This window comes from Streptomyces sp. NPDC085524 (assembly GCF_044541755.1).
GTDB lineage: Bacteria > Actinomycetota > Actinomycetes > Streptomycetales > Streptomycetaceae > Streptomyces.
The window spans coordinates 17,793-35,847 of sequence record NZ_JBITTH010000035.1 but is presented as its reverse complement, the minus strand read 5'-3'; the positions used below and the strand labels follow the sequence as shown (position 1 = coordinate 35,847).

21 protein-coding genes are annotated in these 18,055 nt (G+C 72.9%); 11 read left to right on the top strand and 10 right to left on the bottom strand.

The window, feature by feature from the left end:
- Window positions 1-18: 18 nt before the first annotated feature.
- Both ACIGFK_RS37085 and ACIGFK_RS37080 read right to left on the bottom strand, forming a co-directional pair.
- Window positions 19-330: a serine hydrolase gene (locus ACIGFK_RS37085; protein WP_400055444.1), complete on the bottom strand. Its 312-nt coding sequence runs from the start codon at window positions 328-330 to the stop codon at window positions 19-21.
- Window positions 240-671 carry a serine hydrolase gene (locus ACIGFK_RS37080; RefSeq protein WP_400055380.1) on the bottom strand — a complete coding sequence of 144 codons (432 nt, stop codon included), beginning with the start codon at window positions 669-671 and terminating at the stop codon, window positions 240-242. Before ACIGFK_RS37080 ends, ACIGFK_RS37085 begins: the two co-directional genes overlap by 91 nt.
- 390 nt (window positions 672-1,061) lie before the next feature.
- Between ACIGFK_RS37080 and ACIGFK_RS37075 the strand changes: the two genes are divergently transcribed.
- The 4 genes from ACIGFK_RS37075 to ACIGFK_RS37060 all read left to right on the top strand — a co-directional run bounded on the left by ACIGFK_RS37075 (window position 1,062) and on the right by ACIGFK_RS37060 (window position 3,714).
- Window positions 1,062-1,562, top strand: a complete 501-nt coding sequence (locus tag ACIGFK_RS37075) for a hypothetical protein (protein ID WP_400055378.1) — start codon at window positions 1,062-1,064, stop codon at window positions 1,560-1,562.
- Between the two features lie 23 nt (window positions 1,563-1,585).
- Complete coding sequence (locus tag ACIGFK_RS37070) at window positions 1,586-2,533, top strand: MerR family transcriptional regulator (RefSeq protein WP_400055377.1); 948 nt, start codon at window positions 1,586-1,588, stop codon at window positions 2,531-2,533.
- A gap of 140 nt (window positions 2,534-2,673) precedes the next feature.
- Window positions 2,674-3,144, top strand: a complete 471-nt coding sequence (locus ACIGFK_RS37065) for a hypothetical protein (RefSeq protein WP_400055375.1) — start codon at window positions 2,674-2,676, stop codon at window positions 3,142-3,144.
- Window positions 3,145-3,474: 330 nt separating this feature from the next.
- Window positions 3,475-3,714 (top strand): alpha/beta fold hydrolase, encoded by a 240-nt coding sequence (locus tag ACIGFK_RS37060; RefSeq protein WP_400055373.1) that lies wholly within the window; start codon window positions 3,475-3,477, stop codon window positions 3,712-3,714.
- Window positions 3,715-3,728: 14 nt separating this feature from the next.
- Here ACIGFK_RS37060 and puuE read toward each other — a convergent pair whose 3' ends face one another.
- Complete coding sequence (gene puuE / locus ACIGFK_RS37055; protein ID WP_376657153.1) at window positions 3,729-4,637, bottom strand: allantoinase PuuE; 909 nt, start codon at window positions 4,635-4,637, stop codon at window positions 3,729-3,731.
- Between the two features lie 97 nt (window positions 4,638-4,734).
- The gene (locus ACIGFK_RS37050; protein WP_400055371.1) at window positions 4,735-5,709 is read right to left on the bottom strand and encodes a hypothetical protein; all 975 of its coding nucleotides are present in this window, start codon (window positions 5,707-5,709) and stop codon (window positions 4,735-4,737) included.
- Window positions 5,710-5,934: 225 nt separating this feature from the next.
- Between ACIGFK_RS37050 and ACIGFK_RS37045 the strand changes: the two genes are divergently transcribed.
- The 3 genes from ACIGFK_RS37045 (at window position 5,935) to ACIGFK_RS37035 (ending at window position 10,279) form a co-directional block, all read left to right on the top strand.
- A complete protein-coding gene (locus ACIGFK_RS37045) occupies window positions 5,935-6,225 on the top strand; it encodes a cation transporter (RefSeq protein ID WP_376657155.1) in 291 nt (96 codons plus the stop codon).
- A gap of 94 nt (window positions 6,226-6,319) precedes the next feature.
- The gene (locus ACIGFK_RS37040; RefSeq protein ID WP_400055370.1) at window positions 6,320-8,578 is read left to right on the top strand and encodes a heavy metal translocating P-type ATPase; all 2,259 of its coding nucleotides are present in this window, start codon (window positions 6,320-6,322) and stop codon (window positions 8,576-8,578) included.
- 249 nt (window positions 8,579-8,827) lie between these two features.
- Window positions 8,828-10,279 carry an MFS transporter gene (locus ACIGFK_RS37035; RefSeq protein WP_376657157.1) on the top strand — a complete coding sequence of 484 codons (1,452 nt, stop codon included), beginning with the start codon at window positions 8,828-8,830 and terminating at the stop codon, window positions 10,277-10,279.
- 33 nt (window positions 10,280-10,312) lie between these two features.
- On the opposite strand, the gene ACIGFK_RS37030 is transcribed toward ACIGFK_RS37035, so the two are convergent.
- Window positions 10,313-10,975: a deoxynucleoside kinase gene (locus ACIGFK_RS37030; RefSeq protein WP_376657158.1), complete on the bottom strand. Its 663-nt coding sequence runs from the start codon at window positions 10,973-10,975 to the stop codon at window positions 10,313-10,315.
- A 341-nt stretch (window positions 10,976-11,316) separates the two neighbouring features.
- On the opposite strand from ACIGFK_RS37030, the gene ACIGFK_RS37025 reads away from it, so the two are divergent.
- From ACIGFK_RS37025 to ACIGFK_RS37015, 3 genes are all read left to right on the top strand, one after another.
- On the top strand, window positions 11,317-12,039 hold the full coding sequence (locus tag ACIGFK_RS37025; RefSeq protein WP_376657159.1) for a helix-turn-helix transcriptional regulator: 723 nt from the start codon (window positions 11,317-11,319) through the stop codon (window positions 12,037-12,039).
- Window positions 12,040-12,126: 87 nt separating this feature from the next.
- Entirely contained in the window at window positions 12,127-12,558 is a 432-nt protein-coding gene (locus ACIGFK_RS37020; protein WP_376657160.1) for a hypothetical protein, read from the top strand.
- A gap of 122 nt (window positions 12,559-12,680) precedes the next feature.
- Window positions 12,681-13,565: a hypothetical protein gene (locus ACIGFK_RS37015; RefSeq protein ID WP_386469536.1), complete on the top strand. Its 885-nt coding sequence runs from the start codon at window positions 12,681-12,683 to the stop codon at window positions 13,563-13,565.
- Between the two features lie 87 nt (window positions 13,566-13,652).
- Here ACIGFK_RS37015 and ACIGFK_RS37010 read toward each other — a convergent pair whose 3' ends face one another.
- Together ACIGFK_RS37010 and ACIGFK_RS37005 are read right to left on the bottom strand one after the other, a co-directional pair.
- Complete coding sequence (locus ACIGFK_RS37010; protein WP_386469534.1) at window positions 13,653-14,894, bottom strand: SUKH-4 family immunity protein; 1,242 nt, start codon at window positions 14,892-14,894, stop codon at window positions 13,653-13,655.
- 174 nt (window positions 14,895-15,068) lie between these two features.
- Window positions 15,069-15,404, bottom strand: coding sequence for an ArsR/SmtB family transcription factor (locus tag ACIGFK_RS37005; protein ID WP_376657163.1), 336 nt, complete (start codon window positions 15,402-15,404; stop codon window positions 15,069-15,071).
- A gap of 392 nt (window positions 15,405-15,796) precedes the next feature.
- On the opposite strand from ACIGFK_RS37005, the gene ACIGFK_RS37000 reads away from it, so the two are divergent.
- A complete protein-coding gene (locus ACIGFK_RS37000) occupies window positions 15,797-16,342 on the top strand; it encodes a DUF3995 domain-containing protein (protein ID WP_386473271.1) in 546 nt (181 codons plus the stop codon).
- On the opposite strand, the gene ACIGFK_RS36995 is transcribed toward ACIGFK_RS37000, so the two are convergent.
- The 3 genes from ACIGFK_RS36995 to ACIGFK_RS36985 are packed head-to-tail and all read right to left on the bottom strand — an operon-like array spanning window position 16,281 to window position 18,033.
- Window positions 16,281-17,405, bottom strand: coding sequence for an NUDIX domain-containing protein (locus ACIGFK_RS36995; protein WP_386473274.1), 1,125 nt, complete (start codon window positions 17,403-17,405; stop codon window positions 16,281-16,283). The two genes, ACIGFK_RS37000 and ACIGFK_RS36995, sit on opposite strands and share 62 nt — an antisense overlap.
- Complete coding sequence (locus ACIGFK_RS36990) at window positions 17,402-17,908, bottom strand: NUDIX domain-containing protein (protein ID WP_376657166.1); 507 nt, start codon at window positions 17,906-17,908, stop codon at window positions 17,402-17,404. The genes ACIGFK_RS36995 and ACIGFK_RS36990 overlap by 4 nt, the downstream gene beginning before the upstream one ends.
- Window positions 17,905-18,033 carry a hypothetical protein gene (locus tag ACIGFK_RS36985; protein WP_376657167.1) on the bottom strand — a complete coding sequence of 43 codons (129 nt, stop codon included), beginning with the start codon at window positions 18,031-18,033 and terminating at the stop codon, window positions 17,905-17,907. Before ACIGFK_RS36985 ends, ACIGFK_RS36990 begins: the two co-directional genes overlap by 4 nt.
- Window positions 18,034-18,055 lie beyond the last annotated feature (22 nt).

Sequence of the window (18,055 nt, the reverse complement as noted above, 5' to 3'; positions counted from 1 at the left end):
CCGGGCAGGGCTCCTTCTCTACTCGCTGCCGGGGGTGTCGCACAGGGCGCGGTCGACGAGGTCGGTGGCGGCCCTGTGCTGCCGGAGCATTCCATCGGGGTCGTTGAAGCCGCCGTTGGCGTGCGGGCTGCGCAGGGCGGCCGTGGTGCCCGGCAGGTAGGTGTGGTCCGTGCCGAGCGGTTTCAGGATGCGGCTCTCGACCTCCTTCGGCCAGGGGTGCCCGACGGTCCTTTCCACGATCATGCCGAGGAGCACGTAGCCGGTGTTGGAATGGCTCCAGCCCGTGCCGGGCTCGAAGTCCGGGCTGTGCTCCATCGCCCGGGCGACGATCTGCTCGGGGGTGTGGGTGTCGTAGCGGTGCTGGTGGTACTCCTGCGGGGTGTCGAAGCCGGAAGGTCGTCGTGGAGGCCGCTGGTGTTCGACAGGAGCAGACGCACGGTCATTTTCCGTCCGTCGTTGCCGTTTCCGTCGATGACAGCGGGCAGCCGCCGGTCCACCGTGTCGTCCAGTGACAGCTTCCCTTCGTCGGTCAACTGCAGCACCACGGTGGCCATCAGTGCCTTGCCGGTGCTGGCGATGCGGAAGTAGCCGTCCTGCGGTGCCGGGTTGTCCGTGTCCGCCGCGGCGACTCCGGCGGTGGCGACCAGGTCCCGTCCGGAGGCGGTGGTCACCCGCGCCTGGACGCCGGTGACCCCCAGCGCCCGGATGGCATCGGTGTCCCGGCGCAGGTCCTGCTGCCGGCGGGCCGGACGGCCTTGGCCACACCCGCGGTGCAGAGTGCGGCGGCCGCCAGGGCCAACCACCCCCGGCGGAGGCGGTGGTGACCCTGTCGGGACGGGCGGTGAGGGCGGTGAGGGCGGTGCTGCGGCGCGGAGGCCGCGATTTCGGATCTCATGGATGCCACGCCAGGAAGGCGGCCGGCCGCGCGTCGCTACCGCAGGGGCCGCCGGAAACCTACGGCCGGCTGTAGTGCCGCGGGGGCGCCCGGCGCGTACGGTGACGCGTCGGAAGGCCGCTCCCGGTCCCGTACGGCGGCAGACGAGCGCGGACCAGTGCACGGTGTGATCGGCGATGCCCGCGCACGGTCGGTCCGCGCCGCGCGCAGCGGGGGCTACTTGCTCGGCACCCTGATGACCGCGACGGTGACGCTCGTTGGCGCGCCACTGCCGGGCCGACCGGGCCGTCCGGGCGAGCCGGGCCGTCCGGGCCAGCCGGGCCGAGCGGCGGAGCCGCGCACCCGCGCCCTGCGCCACGACCTGGCCTGGCTCGTGACTCACGTGGCCACCGGCCTGCCCGCGGGTGCACTCGCCCTGCTCTGCCTGGGCAACCTGCTCCTCGCCCTGGCCGCCCGGGCCGGCGTGCCGACCCGCATCGACATCGGCGGCATCGGCGAGCCCGGTGAAGTCCCCGCCGCGGTCGAGGCGATCACCTACTCCGCGGTCACCGAGGCGCTGGCGAACATCGCCCGGCACAGCCGGGCCACCCGGGCCGCGGTGCGCGTCACGGCGGGGGCTGCCGGCGGCGCCGGCCGCTGCCGGGACGTAGCCTTGAGTCTCCAGTGACTGGAGACAGCAGAGTGGGAGTCATGGACGCCACGACCCTCTGCTCGATCGGGGAACTCTCCCGACGGACCGGCCTGCCCGTCAGGACCATCCGGTTCTACTCCGACTCGGGGTTGGTGGCGCCGACCACCCGAAGCCCCGCCGGCTACCGGCTCTACGGCCTCGACGCACTGCTCCGCCTGGAACTCCTGCGCACGCTGCGCGAGCTGGGCATGGACCTGGCCACCGTCCGGCGGGTACTGGACCGCGAGCTCTCGGTGGCGGAAGTGGCCGCGGCGCACGCCGATGCCGTGGACGCCCAGATCCGGGTGCTGCAGCTGCGCCGGAGCGTCCTTCGAGCCGTGGCCGCAAGCGGCTCCAGTCCCGAGGAGATCAAGCTCATGCACAGGCTCACGCAGATGTCTGCCGAAGAACGCCGACGTCTGATCGACGACTTCATCGAAGACACCTTCGGCAGCCCCGGCACGGCGCAAGGCGCCCCCGCCGCAGCGGCGATGGTCCGCGCCGCCACCCCCGACCTCCCCGACGACCCGTCCGCCGAGCAGGTCGCCGCATGGGTGGAGCTCGCCGAGCTGGTCGGCGACGAGGACTTCCGGACGCGGATGCGCCGGACGGCCGTGCACCAGGCCGCCGGCGGCGGGCCCGGCATCGAGGGCGAGGCCGGCGAGGAGCTGATGGACCTCGTCCGGCGGAAGGTGGCCGAGGCCGTGGAGTCGGGCACCGACCCGCTCGGCCACCGGGCCGTACCCGTCGTCGACGAGCTCGTGCACCGCTTCGCCGAGGCGTTCGGGCGCACTCCCGACGGAGCGTTCCGGGACTGGCTGGCCCGGCGGTTCGAGGAGGCCCACGATCCCCGCGTCGACCGGTACTGGCGGCTGGTGTGGATCGTCAACGGCTGGCAGGTGGTACCGAACCTGGCCCCGGCGTACCCCTGGCTCATCCGGGCCCTGCGCAGCGGCCGCGGCGCGTAGCCGCAGGGGAAGGGGGCCGTTCACCCGGAGAGGCGCTGGTAGATCGTTTCTGCTTGGGGTATTCGCGTGAGTGCGGCAGGCGGGCGACGTCGCGAGGGCAATAGGACTTCTCGAGCACTTCACTCGTTCGGGAGGTCATCATGCGACTCATCCACACGGCGGCCCTGGCAGCTGCCGCGGCCCTTGCCGCCGGTGCCGGAATCTCGTACGCCCAGCAGGGCGCGGCCGAGGCGCCCACCCAACGCCAGATCACGACGTACGCGGTGTGGGGCCACACGGACGTGGATCCGGGCCAGGTCGTCACGGCGAGAACGGACGACTGCCCGGCGGGGCAGCTCGTCACGGGCGGCGGGGGCTTCCTCGCGTACAGGGACCCAGGGGCCTTCGTCATGAGTGCCAGCTCCATCGCATGGAACCATGGGCCGAAAGGCTGGTACGTGAGCGGCAGGAGCAACGCCACCGAGCGGACGACCCTGTACACCTACGGCCTGTGCACCGATGCGGTCACCGCGCTGCCCCCGCTGAACGAGAGGGGCCTCCCGCCTGGCCTCCCGCAGGGCTTCCCGCCGGGCCTCGCACCCGATGCACCGGGCCTCCCCGAAGGCCGCTGAGGAAGCCGTTCGGGTCGTCGCGTGGCGGGTCGGCCAGGAGGCCGCTGTTGATCTTGTGCATCCGTACAGGTCCCCTCGGTGCGCCAGGGGCGCAACGTCCGGGACGTCGATCGCTCGGGGCGGGCAGCGACACGGTGGGTGCGCTCGAAGCGGCGGGCGAACAGGGGGAGTTCGGTATGCCCGAGGTGGGCTCGTCCGACGGTACGGTCATCGCCTACGAGCGGCACGGTGATGCGGGACCGACGCTGATCCTCGTCGGCGGTACGTTGATGACCCGGGTGGGCGGCCTGGGAGGACGCTTCCCCGACCCTGCCGTACGACGGCCGGCTGATGAGCGGCACCATGTCCGGCCGTCCGCTGCCCGCCGACCGCTGGCGGTCCGTGGGGATACCCGTCCTCGTCGGCCACGGCGGTGCGGGTGAGACGTGCATGGCCAACGGGGCGAAGGAACTGGCCTCCCTCGGCGACAACTACACCCTGCACGTCCTTCCCGGTCAGGGCCACGGCGTCGATCCGCACGCACTCGCGCCCGTGCTGACCTCCTTCTTCACCACGGGCAGCCCGGTCTGACAGTGCCCCGCCGCTCAGCGCGGCGGCGGGTGCACGGCCAGCCAGTGACGGGCGATCTGCTCACGCGTGGCGACCCACGCCCCGCCGCGCTGCGCGACGTGCTTCAGGAAGCCGTCGAGCGCGCGGATGCGGCCGGGCCGGCCGGTGATCCGGCAGTGCAGGCCGACGCTCATCATGCGCGGGCGGTCGGCGCCCTCGGCGTGCAGTGCATCGAACGCGTCGACGAGGTACGACAGCATGTCGTCCGCGGTGGTGAAGCCGTGCACGATCAGGAACTTGAAGTCGTTGGTGTCCAGGCTGTACGGAAGGACGAGGTGCGGCCGTCCGGCTGCCTCGACGTAGAACGGCAGGTCGTCGGAGTAGTCGTCGGAGTCGTAGAGGAAGCCGCCCTCCTCGGCGACGAGCCGCCGCGTGCTGCTGCTCGTACGGCCGGTGTACCAGCCGACGGGCCGGCGTCCGACGAGCCGCTCGATCGTCCTGACCGAGCGCGCGATGTCGCCGCGCTCCACGTCCTCGGGCACGTGCCGGTGGTCGATCCACCGCCACCCGTGGCCCGCCACCTCCCACCCGGCAGCGCCCATCGCCCGCGCCGCGTCCGGGTTCCGCTCCAGCGCCTGACCGACGGCGTAGACGGTGAGCGGCGCACCGTGCGCTCCCAGGGTGCGATGGATGCGCCAGAACCCGGCGCGCGAGCCGTAGGCGAACATCGACTCGACGTTCAGGTCCCGCCCGCCCACCACGGACGGCGCTCCGACGATCTCGTGCAGGTAGCCCTCGGAGGCGGCGTCCCCCTCGAGGACGCTCTGCTCCCCGCCCTCCTCGTAGTTGAGGACGAGACTCACGGCGACCCGGGCGCCGCCGGGCCAGGCAGCGTGCGGAGGGTCGGAACCGTAGCCGACGAGATCGCGCTGGTGCTCGGACACGTGGCGCACCCTACCGCCGGCCGGGCCCGCGTCCACGGGTGGCGGCCCGGACGGTGTGGCGCGGATGGTGCGGCGCGGGCGGGGATGCGGCGTGCCGTCAGTGCGCGTGCCCGCCCGGCTCGCCCGCGGGCGCACTCGAGGCGGTGCCGGGGTCCGCGGTGGCCGTGGCGCCGGGGGACCCGCCCGCCCGGACGGTGAAGGCCGCCGTACGGACCTTGCCCTCGTGCTGGAAGTCCAGGAACAGGCGGTACGTCCCGGGGCTCGGGGGCGTTGCGGTGAAGGAGACGTCCGGCCCCGGTCCGCCCTGGTTGGGGTGGACGTGGAGGTAGGCCAGGTCTCCGTCGCGCAGGGCGACGAGGTGGCCGTAGGCACCGAGGTACGGCTCCAGGTCCGTGACCGGCTTCCCGTCCTTGCTGACGGTGAGCCGGAGTTCGCCCGCCTTGCCCGGGTCCAGGGTGCCGCCCAGCGCGACCCGGTAGCCCTCCACCTCCGCCGTCCCGGTGGCCGGCGGCATCGGGGCGGGTGCGTACGGGCCGGGAACGGACAGGTCCGCGCCGAGGGTGATGCCCTTCGCGCCGGCGGCGGCCGGGGTGAAATCGGCGAAGGCCTTGTAGCCGCCCGCCGCTGGCAGGTCCACCGGTGTCGACCAGGTCCCGTCGGCCGCCCGGACCGGGTGGAGGTGACGGTAGACCGTGAGGTCCCGCGAGGCGACGATGAAGTGCAGCTCCTTGCCGTGCTCGGTCCGGTACGCCGTGACGTTCCGGCCGTCGCGGTCCTTGACGGAAAACCTGAGCTCTGCGGGTCCCGGCCCGACCTGCCGGGTGTCCAGGGACAGCGTGTAGCCGGCGTCCGAGACCTGCAGGCCGCCGGGCGCGGACGCCTGGGCCGCCTCCTGGTGGCCGCCGTGTCCGTCACCGCCTCGGCCCGGCGTGCCGCCCCGTGCCGAGTGGCCCGAGTGCTCCGCCCGCTCCGGGGTGCCCGTCGGTCCGACCCCCTTGCCGACTCCGTACGCGGTACCGAAGGCCGCCGTGAGTGCGGCGGCGAAGGCCGTGATCCTCAGTCCGGTGTTCATGTCTGCTCTCCCGTGCGGTGAGGGGCTGCTGCCGTTGCGGCTGCCGACGCACGTCACCATACCCCCCAGGGGTATCAAGTCAAGCGGTGCGATCTCTTGCGCGCTTATACCCATGGGGGGTATACCTGAGGGCATCCAAAGGGATACCCCCTCTAGGTATCTGGTATCCGGGATATCCAGCCAGCCGATATCCGGACGAAGCGTTCGAACGAATGGGGAGATGTCATGTCCTGCTGTACTCCTGAAGGCACCTGCGGCACGAACACCGCAGCGGCCACCGCCGTCGCCGTCGCGGAGACCACCGTCGCCACCGCCTACCGCGTGTCGGGCATGACCTGCGGCCACTGCCGGACGGCCATCACCACGTCGGTCGGCGCGCTCGACGGCGTCGTCTCCGTCGACGTGGACCTGGCGGGCGGCCTGGTCACGGTGGTCACCGTCGGCGCCCCCGACGATGCCGCCGTCGCGGCGGCGATCGACGACGCCGGCTACGAGCTCACCGGCCGCGCCGCCTGACACCCGGCCCGGCCACCCCCGCGCCGGGGCCCGCCCACCCGCCGGGCCCCGGCCCCTTCCCACCCCTCCCGCGCACGAACGAGGAGCAGCATCCATGACCACCACCGTCGGCGCCGCCGAGGTCGAGCTCGCCATCGGCGGCATGACGTGCGCCTCGTGCGCCGCCCGCATCGAGAAGAAGCTCAACCGCATGGACGGGGTCGAGGCCACCGTCAACTACGCGACGGAGAAGGCCAAGGTCACCTTCGATGCGGACGGAGTCTCCGTCGCGGACCTGATAGCCACCGTCGAGGCCACCGGCTACACCGCACAGGAACCCGCGCCGGTCCGCACGGACGACGCGGGGACCCCCGCCGGCCCGGGGGAGGAGCACGACGGACTGCGCCCCCTGCGGCAGCGCCTGGTCACCGCCGTGTCCCTCGCCGTCCCCGTCATCGCGATGGCGATGGTCCCGGCGCTCCAGATCGAGTACTGGCAGTGGCTCTCGCTGACCCTGGCCGCGCCCGTGGTCACGTACGCGGCCTGGCCCTTCCACCGCGCCGCCTGGACCAACGCCCGGCACGGCGCGGCCACCATGGACACCCTGATCTCGGTCGGCACGACCGCCGCGTTCCTGTGGTCGCTGTGGGCGCTGTTCTTCGGCACCGCCGGCACCCCCGGGATGACCCACGCCTTCGAGCTCACCATCGCCCGCACCGACGGCGCCGGAAACATCTACCTGGAGGCGGCGGCCGGAGTCACCGCCTTCATCCTGGCCGGCCGGTACTTCGAGGCCAAGTCCAAGCGCAAGGCCGGCGCGGCCCTCAAGGCGCTGCTGGAACTGGGGGCCAAGGAGGTCACCGTGCTGCGCGGCGGCCGCGAGGAGCGCATGGCGACCGCCGATCTGCGCATCGGCGACCGGTTCCTGGTCCGGCCAGGCGAGAAGATCGCCACCGACGGCACCGTCGTCGAAGGCTCGTCCGCCGTGGACGCCTCCATGCTGACCGGCGAGTCCATTCCCGTCGAGGTCACGGCCGGCGACCCCGTCACCGGGGCCACCCTGAACGCCGGCGGCCGCCTCGTGGTCGAGGCCACCCGCGTGGGCGCCGACACCCAGCTCGCCCGGATGGCGAAGCTGGTCGAGGACGCCCAGAACGGCAAGGCCGCCGCCCAGCGCCTCGCGGACAGGATCTCCGCGGTGTTCGTCCCCGTCGTCATCGGCCTCGCGCTGGCCACCCTCGGCTTCTGGCTCGGCTCCGGCGCCGGACTCACGGCCGCCTTCACCGCGGCCGTCGCCGTCCTGATCATCGCCTGCCCCTGCGCCCTGGGCCTGGCCACCCCCACCGCGCTCATGGTCGGCACCGGCCGCGGCGCCCAGCTCGGCATCCTCATCAAGGGACCCGAGGTCCTGGAGACCACCCGCAAGGCCGACACCATCGTCCTCGACAAGACGGGCACCGTCACCACCGGCAAGATGACCCTCCTCGCCGTCCACCCCGCCGAAGGCGCTGACGAGCACGAAGTCCTGCGCCTGGCCGGAGCCCTGGAGCACGCCTCAGAGCACCCCATCGCCCAGGCCGTCGCCACCGGCGCGGCCGCCAGGACCGGCGCCCTCCCCACCCCCGAACACTTCTCCAACGTCCCCGGCCTCGGCGTCCAGGGCGTCGTGGACGGCCACGCCGTCCTCGTCGGACGCGAAAGGCTCCTGGCCGAGTGGGCCATCACCCTGCCCGTGCACCTGGAGCGCGCCAAGGCACGGGCCGAGGCGGCCGGCCGTACCGCGATCGTCGTGGCCTGGGACGGCGAGGCCCGCGCGGTCCTGGAAGTCGCCGACGCGGTCAAGGACACCAGCGCCGAAGCCATCCGCCGGCTCAAGGCCCTCGGCCTCACCCCCATCCTCCTCACCGGCGACAACCAGGCCGTGGCCGAAGCCGTCGCGGCCGAGGTCGGCATCGAGCAGGTCATCGCCGAGGTCATGCCGCAGGACAAGGTCGACGTCGTCAAGAAGCTCCAGGCCGAGGGCCGCAGCGTGGCCATGGTCGGCGACGGCGTCAACGACGCGGCCGCACTCGCCCAGGCCGACCTGGGCCTGGCCATGGGCACCGGCACCGACGCCGCCATCGAGGCGGGCGACCTGACCCTCGTACGAGGCGACCTGCGCGCCGCGGCCGACGCCATCCGCCTCGCCCGCAAGACCCTCGGCACCATCCGCTCGAACCTGTTCTGGGCCTTCGCCTACAACATCGCCGCCCTCCCGCTCGCCGCCGCCGGACTGCTCAACCCGATGATCGCCGGAGCGGCCATGGCCTTCTCCTCGGTCTTCGTGGTCGGCAACAGCCTGCGCCTGCGCGGCTTCCGCCCCGCCACCGCCTGAACAGCCACCACCCGCCCCGCCCGGCCCTAACACCCCGAGCCGACACACCGCCCCTCCGCGAAGACCGACACCGCGGAGGGGCGGTCCCAGGCGCTCGTCACGGACGCGGTGGGCATGCACGGAGAAGCTCACCGCCCCATCCTGCCCTGCCGGATCCGGCGGACAGCCGTCCCACCGGCACGCGCGCGAGCCCCGGTGACGCCGGGGCCGCGAGCCATGTCGTGCGGGCGCTGCGCTCGTTAGGAACGCGTGTCGCCCGCGCACCGGCCTTCCTCCGAAGGCGTTCCGTCCTCCGAGGGCCCCGCCCCGCCCCGCAAGTACCTCGTCGTCGCCGCCATGGGCTGCGCCGGGGGCATGGTCATGCTGGACCAGACGGTCGTCGCCGTCGCCCTCGACCCGGTGGCGCGGAGCCTGGGCTTCACCACGTTCGTCATGCACGCCGTGGTGCTCGTCTACAGCCTGGCGATGGCCGCGTTCACGCCGGTCGGAGCCATGGCCTCACGGCGCTTCGGCCTGCTGGGCACCTTCCGGGCCGGGACCGCGGTGTTCGTGGCCGCTTCCGGGCTCTGCGGGCTCGCGCCGGGCGGTGATGCCGCCGAGCCGTACCTGCTCGCGATGAGGGCCGTGCAGGGCGCGGGCGCCGCACTGATGCTGCCGGTGGCCACGACGCTGATCGCGGACGTGTACGAGGAGCACGAACGGGGCCGGGCCCTCGCCGTCTACGCGGGCCTGGCGCAGATCCTGTTCGTCGCGGGACCGGTGCTGGGGGCGGTCCTCATCGAGTTCCTCGGATGGCGCTCGGTCTTCCTCGTCAACGTCCCGGTCGGCGCGCTGACCCTCTGGTTGATCGGCGAAGCGCGCGTGCACCGTGAGGCCGCGGGCGGCACGCTCAGCGCGGGCCAACCCCTCGCCGTGATCCTTTCGCTGGGCCTGCTCGTGTCCGGGCTCTACCAGTGCGGCGTCTGGGGCGTCACCGACCCCAGGACGCTCACCGCCCTGCTGGCGGGCGCACTGACGCTGGCCCTGGCGGTGCGGCTCGTCCTGCGGTCCCCGCAGCCGCTCGTGGACCTGCGGCTGCTGCGCATCCGCCCCTACGCCGTGGACGTGGCGATCACCTTCATGGTGCAGGCCGCGCAGCTGATCGTGATCGTGCACGGCACGCTGTTCCTGCGGCAGGCCATGCACCTGTCGCTCCCCGCCACCGGCACGTCCCTGCTGCCCCTGGTCGCCGCCCTGGCGACGGGCACCTTCCTGTCCGGGTTCCTCCTGGACCACTACCGGTCGATCCGGGTGCCCGTCCTGCTGGGCCTGACGGCCGCCACACTGGGGGCCGTGGCCTGGACGCTCGCACTGCCGTCACAGCAGTACCCCTGGCTGGTGCCCGGGATGGTCCTGACCGGGCTGGGGATGGGCCTGCCGGTACCCGCCCTGAGCGCCGAGATGATGCGCGCCGTCCCCGAGGACGAACGGCCCGACGCGTCCGTCGTCCGCCAGACCTTCCGGCAACTGGGCGGGGCGATCGGTCTCGCGGGCGCGGGAGCCGTGGTCCTCGGCCTCAACAGCAGCACGGCGGACGAGGCCGGCATCGTCAGCGCCACGGCCACCCCCGGCGCCTTCGTGGTCGCGAGCTGCGCCCTGGGCACCGCACTCCTGCTCGCGGCCACCGCCCTGCCGAAGGGGCGGCGGACCGCCCCGCACTGAACGCTGCGCCCGGGCGGCCCGGGAGCGGCAGCCTCAGGCCCGGCGCCCGACCGCCGCCAGGGCCTCCCTGACCTCCCGCGCCACGCGGGCCGCGTCCTCGGGGTTGTTGACCACGTCCGTGTTGTTCATGTCGACGACGAACACCTCGCTGGCCGAGTAGTGCTTGTGCACCCAGTCGTCGTAGCCGGACCACAGCGTCCGGTAGTACTCGACGAGGCTCTCGTCCTGCTCGAAATCGCGGCCCCGCAGCCCGATGCGGTGCAGCACCGTCTCGAAGTCGGCCTTGAGGTAGACCATGAGGTCGGGTGCCTTGCGGTACGGCAGGCCGTCGATCTCGCGCATCATCTCGTCGAGCAGCCCCTCGTACACCCGCATCTCGAGGGAGCTGATCCGGCCCAGGTCGTGGTTGACCTTGGCGAAGTACCAGTCCTCGTAGATCGACCGGTCGAGGACGTTGTCGCCCTGCTTGTACGCCTCCTTGATCGAGGCGAACCGCGTCTGCAGGAAGTAGAGCTGGAGCAGGAAGGGGTAGCGCTTGGCCTGGATCTCCTCGGGGCTCGCCGTGTAGAAGAGCGGCAGGATCGGGTTGTCGTCCACGCTCTCGTAGAAGACGTCGCTCCCCAGCTCCTTGGCGATCAGCTCGGCCACGGTCGTCTTGCCGATGCCGATCATGCCTCCGACGCAGATCACTGGCATACCTCACTTCTCCCTGGGGGTCTTCTGTTCGTGGGCGGGTGCGCCCGGCGCCCCATACCCCTGAGACGCACGCCGGCGGTCACGTGACTCCCCGGGACGTTCATGATCAGCGTGAGGTGGTCCTCATCCGGACCGAGGCCCTGACACAGGCCGCTCCCCTCGGCCGACCGGACCGTTCCGCGGACGCCGCGTACGGCGGTGATCCGCGGCCCCGCGGCCGCCTTGAATCTTAAATGACGATCCACCTCGTGACGGCCAGAGCACCGGCACCCGGATCACGGCCCGACGCGCCGCGTGGATCTCTCGTCCGGCCGCCCGGGCATCGGCTACGGTCCTTGGCTGTGAACCGTACCGAGCGTCTGTACGCCCTGGTGGAGGAGTTACGCGCGGTCTCGCCCCGGCCGCGCAGCGCCCGATGGCTCGCCGAGCGCTTCGGCGTCAGCACCCGCACCATCGAGCGGGACCTCGGCGCGCTCCAGGAGTCCGGCGTGCCGGTCTATGCAGAGCCGGGCCGCAGCGGCGGGTACGTGGTGGACAAGGACCACACCCTGCCGCCCCTGACCATCACCCCGGCCGAGGCGGCGGCCCTCGCCGTCGCCCTGCACGAGCTGTCCGGGTCGCCGTTCGCCACCGACGCCCGCTCGGCGCTGCACAAGGTGCTCGCCGTCATGCCGCAGCGGGACCGGCAGGCGGCGCACGAGCTCGCGGCCCGAATACGGGTGCCCGCGCACCCCGCTTCGCCGTCCTCCCTCCCGCACACCCTGCGCGAGGCGCTCTCGACCCGCCGGCCGGTGCACCTGAGCCACGCCGACGAGCACGGCCGGCTCACCGACGGCGTCGTCGAACCCCTGGGCTTCCTGGGCGGGGAGCACTGGTACCTCATCGGCTGGTGCCGGCTGCGCTCCGCCGTGCACGGCTTCCGCCTCGACCGCATCCGGGAAGCAGTGGCGCTCGAGGAAGCAGCGGAACCGCGTCCGCTGGACCTGTCCGAACTCGACGACTCCGAACTCACCGCCCCCGGCTCGGATTTCGTCGCACTCGACGAGCTCTACAGGCTCGCTTGAGCCGCCGCGCGGAGGGCTAAACACCGACAGGGGGTTGTCGCTCACGGCCCAGAGGCTGTGAGCACGAACCGACCACGGAAGGCACCCATGTCTGTGACGACGACCCCCACCACCGACTCCGCACCGCTGACCCGGGAAGCCGGCACCCGGCTGGTGGAGGGCTGGGCGGCGCTCTGGAACGGAGACGTCGCCCTCGCCGACCAGATCCTCGCCCCCGGCTTCCGGCTGTACTTCGCGGACGACTTCGGCGGCTCCGGCTCCGCCGCCACCTTCGGCCAGGACGAACTGACGGCATTCATCGCGGTCAACAGCCATGCCCTCACCGGCGTGACGTTCGCCGCCGACGCCCCACCGCTGGTCGACTCCGAGCGCGGTGAGATCGCCTGCCGTTGGAGCGAGAGCAACGCAGACGGCGGCGGAGACGTCGTCGTCAAGAGCGGCATCGACATGTTCGCGGTCACCGACGGCCGGATCTCCGCCGTGTGGTCGCTCACCGGCAACCGCCGCTTCGCCGCCTGAGCTGCACGACCGGGCACCGGTGCCCCGGGGTCGAACAGGATCGCGCGGCCGAGGGGTCGGCGCATCACCAGGGCCGCCCCGTGGCCGCTTCGGCGTCGTGCGCATGTTCTAGGGTCGGCGTCATGAGTACGCAAAAGCCGGCCCTTGAGTCGCTCCTGTCGCAGATCGCCCGTCAGGAGCGCCTGTGGCAGGCCGAAAAGGATCTCAAGGCGCTCGGACCCGAAGGGGTCCGCGGCCTGCTGGACATACGACGACAGGGGCCCGGTGCCCTGCGCCGCCCTGCGCTGCACGCGCTGGCGATGATCGGTGCCGGTGACGAGCTCGACGACAGGGACCGGCGGGCGCTGGAGCGCCTCGTCCGGATCAAGTTGCCGGACGACAGGCCGCTGGACCACCACTGCCCGTTCATCTGGCTCGCGGTGCCGGCCGCCACCTACGAAGGCCTCTTCGAGGCCCTGGGCCTGCACGACCGCATCCCCGCGACCATGGCCATGGGCATGTCGGCCATGCACCACGACACGGCCGTCACGACCGGCCCGGGCGGCGAGGAGCGGACCGTCCACCGGTCCTTCATCACGCCCGAGTTCGCCGGCTGGCGGATGGTGTTCGGCGGCCTGGTGTTCAAGACCGCGGAGGAGATCGCGACCCGGGTCAGCGCGCACTGCGGAGAAGCCCACTTCTACTTCCGCGACGCCTACGACGACGACCACAGCTGGGCGATCGCCGAGCAGGGCCGCCTGGTCCGCTCCTACCAGACCTACCGAGAGCCGGCCTGGACGGGCGAGCCGATGCCCTGGGAGACCCCCCAGACCGACGACGAGCACTGGGAACCCGGCTTGTACGAACCGAACGCCTCGTGCGAGACGAATGCCAACGGTGTGGCGGAGAAGCTGACCGTCGACCCGGAGGAGATCGACGAGAACACCCCCATGACCGGCCACGGCTGGCTGGCCGTCACCGCCCCCGGCGTCGGGCACGGACCCTTCCCCGGAGCCCTCGAGATCTGACGTCCGCGTCCCGCGGGGGACACCCGCGTCCCCGCGTCCCGCGCGGGGCACCGGCCGGACCGGGTGCCCCGTGCGGGACGTCCTGTGTCAGAAGCCCCAGGGGCTGAGTTCGACGATGGCCGCGAACAGGTGCTCCCACATGTCGCCCGCCGGCGATTCCCCGTCGAGTGCGAGCGGTTCGAGCGCGGCGACCTCGCGCAGGAAGTCCCGCTTGCCGTCCTCGCCCGGGTACGAGTCCCAGCAGGCGCTCATGAACCGGTACACGGCCTCCAGCAGCCGCACGAAGGTCTCGGTGTCCCGGGCGATGGGGAACGGGCCCTCGCCGTCGCGGATCATCGACACCGCGCCCGTCTCGGGGTGGACCAGTACGAGACCCTCGTCGCCGTACGCCAGGTCGAAGGTGCCCAGGTGCAGCAGGCCGTTCTCGTCGGGCTCCAGCCCGTACGCCTTCCCCCCGGCCCAGGCCAGCGTGAACGAGGCGACCCCGGCGGCGAACCACGTCGGCAGTCCCGCCGTCACGGCCAGCTCCCGAGTGGGCTCGTGGCGCAGCGCGGCGGGCAGCTGTTCCTGCGTCAGCAGCACCATCCCGTCAGCGTCGAACGCCTCCTCCATGCGGGCGGCGTCCAGGGGGGCCTCGGCCGCGGTCGGTCCCGCGAACCAGGGCCCGCCCTCGCCCCAGGAGAGGGCCTCGGAATCCGACGCCCCCTCGGCCGCCGCGCCGTTCCGCTCCAGGACCACGATGCCGCGCGGCTCGAAGAGCATGACGCGGCCGCCTCCGAGGGGAGCGGGCTCCTCCCAGGTGGCGGGCGCGTGGAGGCTGTCGTCGTCCGGGTCGAAGAGGACGGGGCCCTCGACGGGGGCGTCGTACGGCCGCTCGGCGAACTCCCCGTCGGCGGGCGCGGGGAGCGGTTCGCCGGTGGCCGGATCGAGCCAGCGCGTCTGCATCCACTGCGCCTCCAGCTTCAGCAGGAGACGGCCGTCCGGCCCCTCGTGGACCTCGACGTCGGCGTCCCCGCTCAGGTTGGGCTTGGCCCGGTAGGCGCCGACCGGCCGCCACCAGGCCCAGACGGTCCGCCACGGCATCTCCGGCGCGGCTTCGGCCACGAGCCGGGCGTAGGCGCCGTGGCCGAGCACCGTCGCGCCGAAATGCAGCCACGAGGCGAACTCCGCCCGTGACACCTCCGCCCCGTCGAGCATCGTGACGGCCTGGGCCCATGCCTCACGTCCCGCCCCGCCGCCGGTGGCGGGCAGTCCCTCGAGGACCCCCGGGCCGGCATCGAGGAGGGCCGCGGGGGAGGCGAACAGCGTGTCAAGATCGGCGCGAATCATGGGGACATGCTGCCAGCCCCCGCCGACAGCCCCGCAGGCAGGGACCGGCCGCCGACGCGGGGGCGGGGGAGCGGCCGCCTTCCGGTGCCGGAAGCGCGAACGAGCCCGAACCGAGGGAAGACGGCCGCCGTTTGCGGGGCGCGGGCCCTCGGGCCGGCGCCGCGATGGGCTGCCTTAGGTGTGGCTGGTGGCGCGGAGGTCGGCGAGGATCTCGGCCTGGCCTTCCAGGACGCCGGAGAGGATGCCGCGGGCGACCCGGAGCAGCTCGGCGATCTGCGGGTGGGTGAGGCTGTAGTACACGTTGGAGCCCTCCCGGCGGGTGAGCACCAGATTGGCCTTGCGCAGGACGGCGAGCTGCTGGGAGAGGCTCGCGGCCTCCACCCCGACCTCGGGCAGCATCTCGGCGACCGCGTGCTCGCGTACGGCCAGGAGTTCCAGGACGCGGATGCGCACCGGGTGCCCCAGGGTTTTGAAGAACTCCGCCTTGAGCTGGTAGAGCGGCGTGCTCACCTGGGGACCCTTGCGCTGACTGCCCATCTCATCCACCCGGAACCGTTCCGTCGCGAGGGCTTCCGCCGCCCCCCTCGATGCCTTGTGACCTCCACGATTGCAGATCCCCGCAACTCGTGGCGACGGGACCCCCGGGCACAGCGGTCGCAAGGGCCGCAGCATCTGCGAAATTGCAGACTTATGCACTTCGCTGTTCCTGCGTCCCCGGCCCGGCTCTGGAAGTACTCTTCCGGCATGGGCCTCGCCGCCTCCCCCGTCGGCGAGGCCCTCCCCCGTACGGGGGAGGCGGACCGGTCCCGGCGGCCGACTCGCCCGGAGGGCGGTTCGGGCAGTGTTTTCCCAGGCGGGACGCAGTGGGCGTGCCGGACGAGAACGAGACCTCGGGGGAAGACATGACGACTGGTACGACCGGTACGACCGGTACGACTGCCACGGATACGGCGGCGGCACGGCCCGGGTGGCGGCAGGCCTGGCCGGGCTACGCGGCGGCCGGGGCGGCGCTCGCCTACGCGGCACCGCACTTCTGGTGGGGTGCGGGAATCGGCGCGACGTTCCCCGGAGACTTCGCCTCCGCCCCGCACGGGACCTGGGAAGCCGCGATCGGCTACTGGGTGATGGGCGCCGTCGCGGTGTCCGGTGCCCTCGTCGCGCTCGCACTGGTCCGGCCCTGGGGCCGCCGGCTCCCGCGCCGCACGCTCTGCGCCCTGTCCCTGACCGCCTCGGTCGGCATGACCCTCTGGGGCTTCACCTACTTCGCGCTGCAGGGCCTCCTCGCCGCCGGCCGGGTCGTCTCCGCCCCGGCCTTCGCCGCCAAGGACGCCCACCCGCAGGCCGCCTGGGGCCTCTTCTGGTACGGCCTCTTCGTCGTGTGGGGCCTCATGCTGGGCCTGGCCGCCTGGAACCGGCTGCGCAGGGACCGGAATGCGGTGGCCGGATGACCCCGTGCCGGGGGGTGTGGTGCGCGGCCGGCACGCCGGGCAGCAATCCCGGCCATGCGAGGTTCAGCGCCTGCGCGGAAGCGGTGAACAGGGGCTGCGGCAGGCAGCGCAGGGCGGAGGGGGTGTGCCACTCCCACCGGCTGATCAGCTCGGGCTCGCGCGCCGTCGGTTCGCCGGAGTGGTCGGTGAGCCTGGCGATCTCGGTGATGCGGGTGAAGCCGTGCGTGACGTCGCACAACGTGCCCAGCAGGAGCACGGCCTCAGGCCAGGCGTGAAGCCCCGTCTCCTCCTCGAGTTCGCGCACCGCGGTGGCCTCGAAGGCCTCTCCCGGCTCGACCCTGCCCGCGGGGAGCTCCCACACGCCGAGGGAGGGGTTCCAGCCGAGGAGCACCTGCCCGCGGTCGTTGGTGAGGACCACCGCGACACCGGCCATCGCGGCCGGCTTCGGTGTGCGCTTCTCGCTGTAGGCGACCGGGTCGGACCTCCGCCCGCTCAGCAGGAGCACCGTGGAATCCCCGGCCTCGATGCGCTCGGCGTGCCGCCAGCCGTCGGTCAGGAGGACCAACTCGGCCTCGTCCAGGCAGATCCCGCGCAGCGCGGCCGGATGCCGGTCGGCATGCGGGGTGATCACGCACAGGGTGCCGTCGTCGGTGAGCAGCGCGGCCAGTTCGGCGACCGTACGGGTGCGGTCGGGCAGGTGGGCCAGGGCGCGGCGCAGGGTGATGACCCGGTAGCCGCCGTCGGCCGGGGCCAGGGCGGTGAGGCCGCCGCCGGTGACGTCGAGTCGGTGGTAGGTGATGGCGTCCGACGTCGCGGCGGTGGCCCGCTCGACGGCTGATCCGGCCCAGTCCACCGCGTCGACCCGGTAGCCGGCCGCGGCGAGGAAGCGGGCGAGCTCACCGGTCCCACAGGCCACGTCCAGCGCCCGCGCCCCCGGGACGTCCCCGCCGGGCAGAGCGAAGTGCCCGGTGAGGATGGCCTTCTCGGTGTCGGACAGCGGCCGGAAGTCACGGCCGGCCGCATAGTGGTCGTGCCAGTCGCGCGCGGTGTGCGTGGTACTCACGGTGTCTCCCGGTCCCAGGTGTCGAAGTACGCGGGCAGCCCGGTCAGGCGGGCGGCCATGACGGCCTCCAGCCGGGCGTGGTCCCGGGCCGGCATCACTCCCTGCCACTCGGGCACCGTCAGGGCACGGACCTCGTCGTGCTCGTCGGGGTCCAGCACGATCGCGGCGAGCCGGCCGGGGGTGAGGCGGCCGCCGTCGAAGACGAAACCGACCGTGCTCAACGGCCAGTCCTTCCCCGGCAGCCCGAACACGGTCGCCAGCAGCCGCGGCGGTCCCGGCACGTCGAGTCCGGTCTCCTCCCGGCATTCGCGTACGGCGGTCTCCCAGGGGCGCTCGCCGGCCTCGGCGATGCCACCCGGCCATTGCCAGGGGTGCGCGCTGGAGTAGGTGGCGCGCAGCTGGACGGGGCGGTCGTCCTCGTCGGTGAAGAACACGGCCCCGAAGACCGAGGCCTTCGGCAGCGTCGCCGCGAACTCCTCCGGGGGCAGCCACTGCTTGCTCACGCCGTGCTCCCTTCGGCCGTTGCCGGGCGATGCGCCATCCGCACCGGCGCCGGACCGGCCGCGAAGCCGGGCGCCTCGGCGGCGTGGGCGGTGTCGGCGGGAGTGGCGGGTCGGGGGTCGGGCACGGGGTTCCTTCCTTCGAGGGGT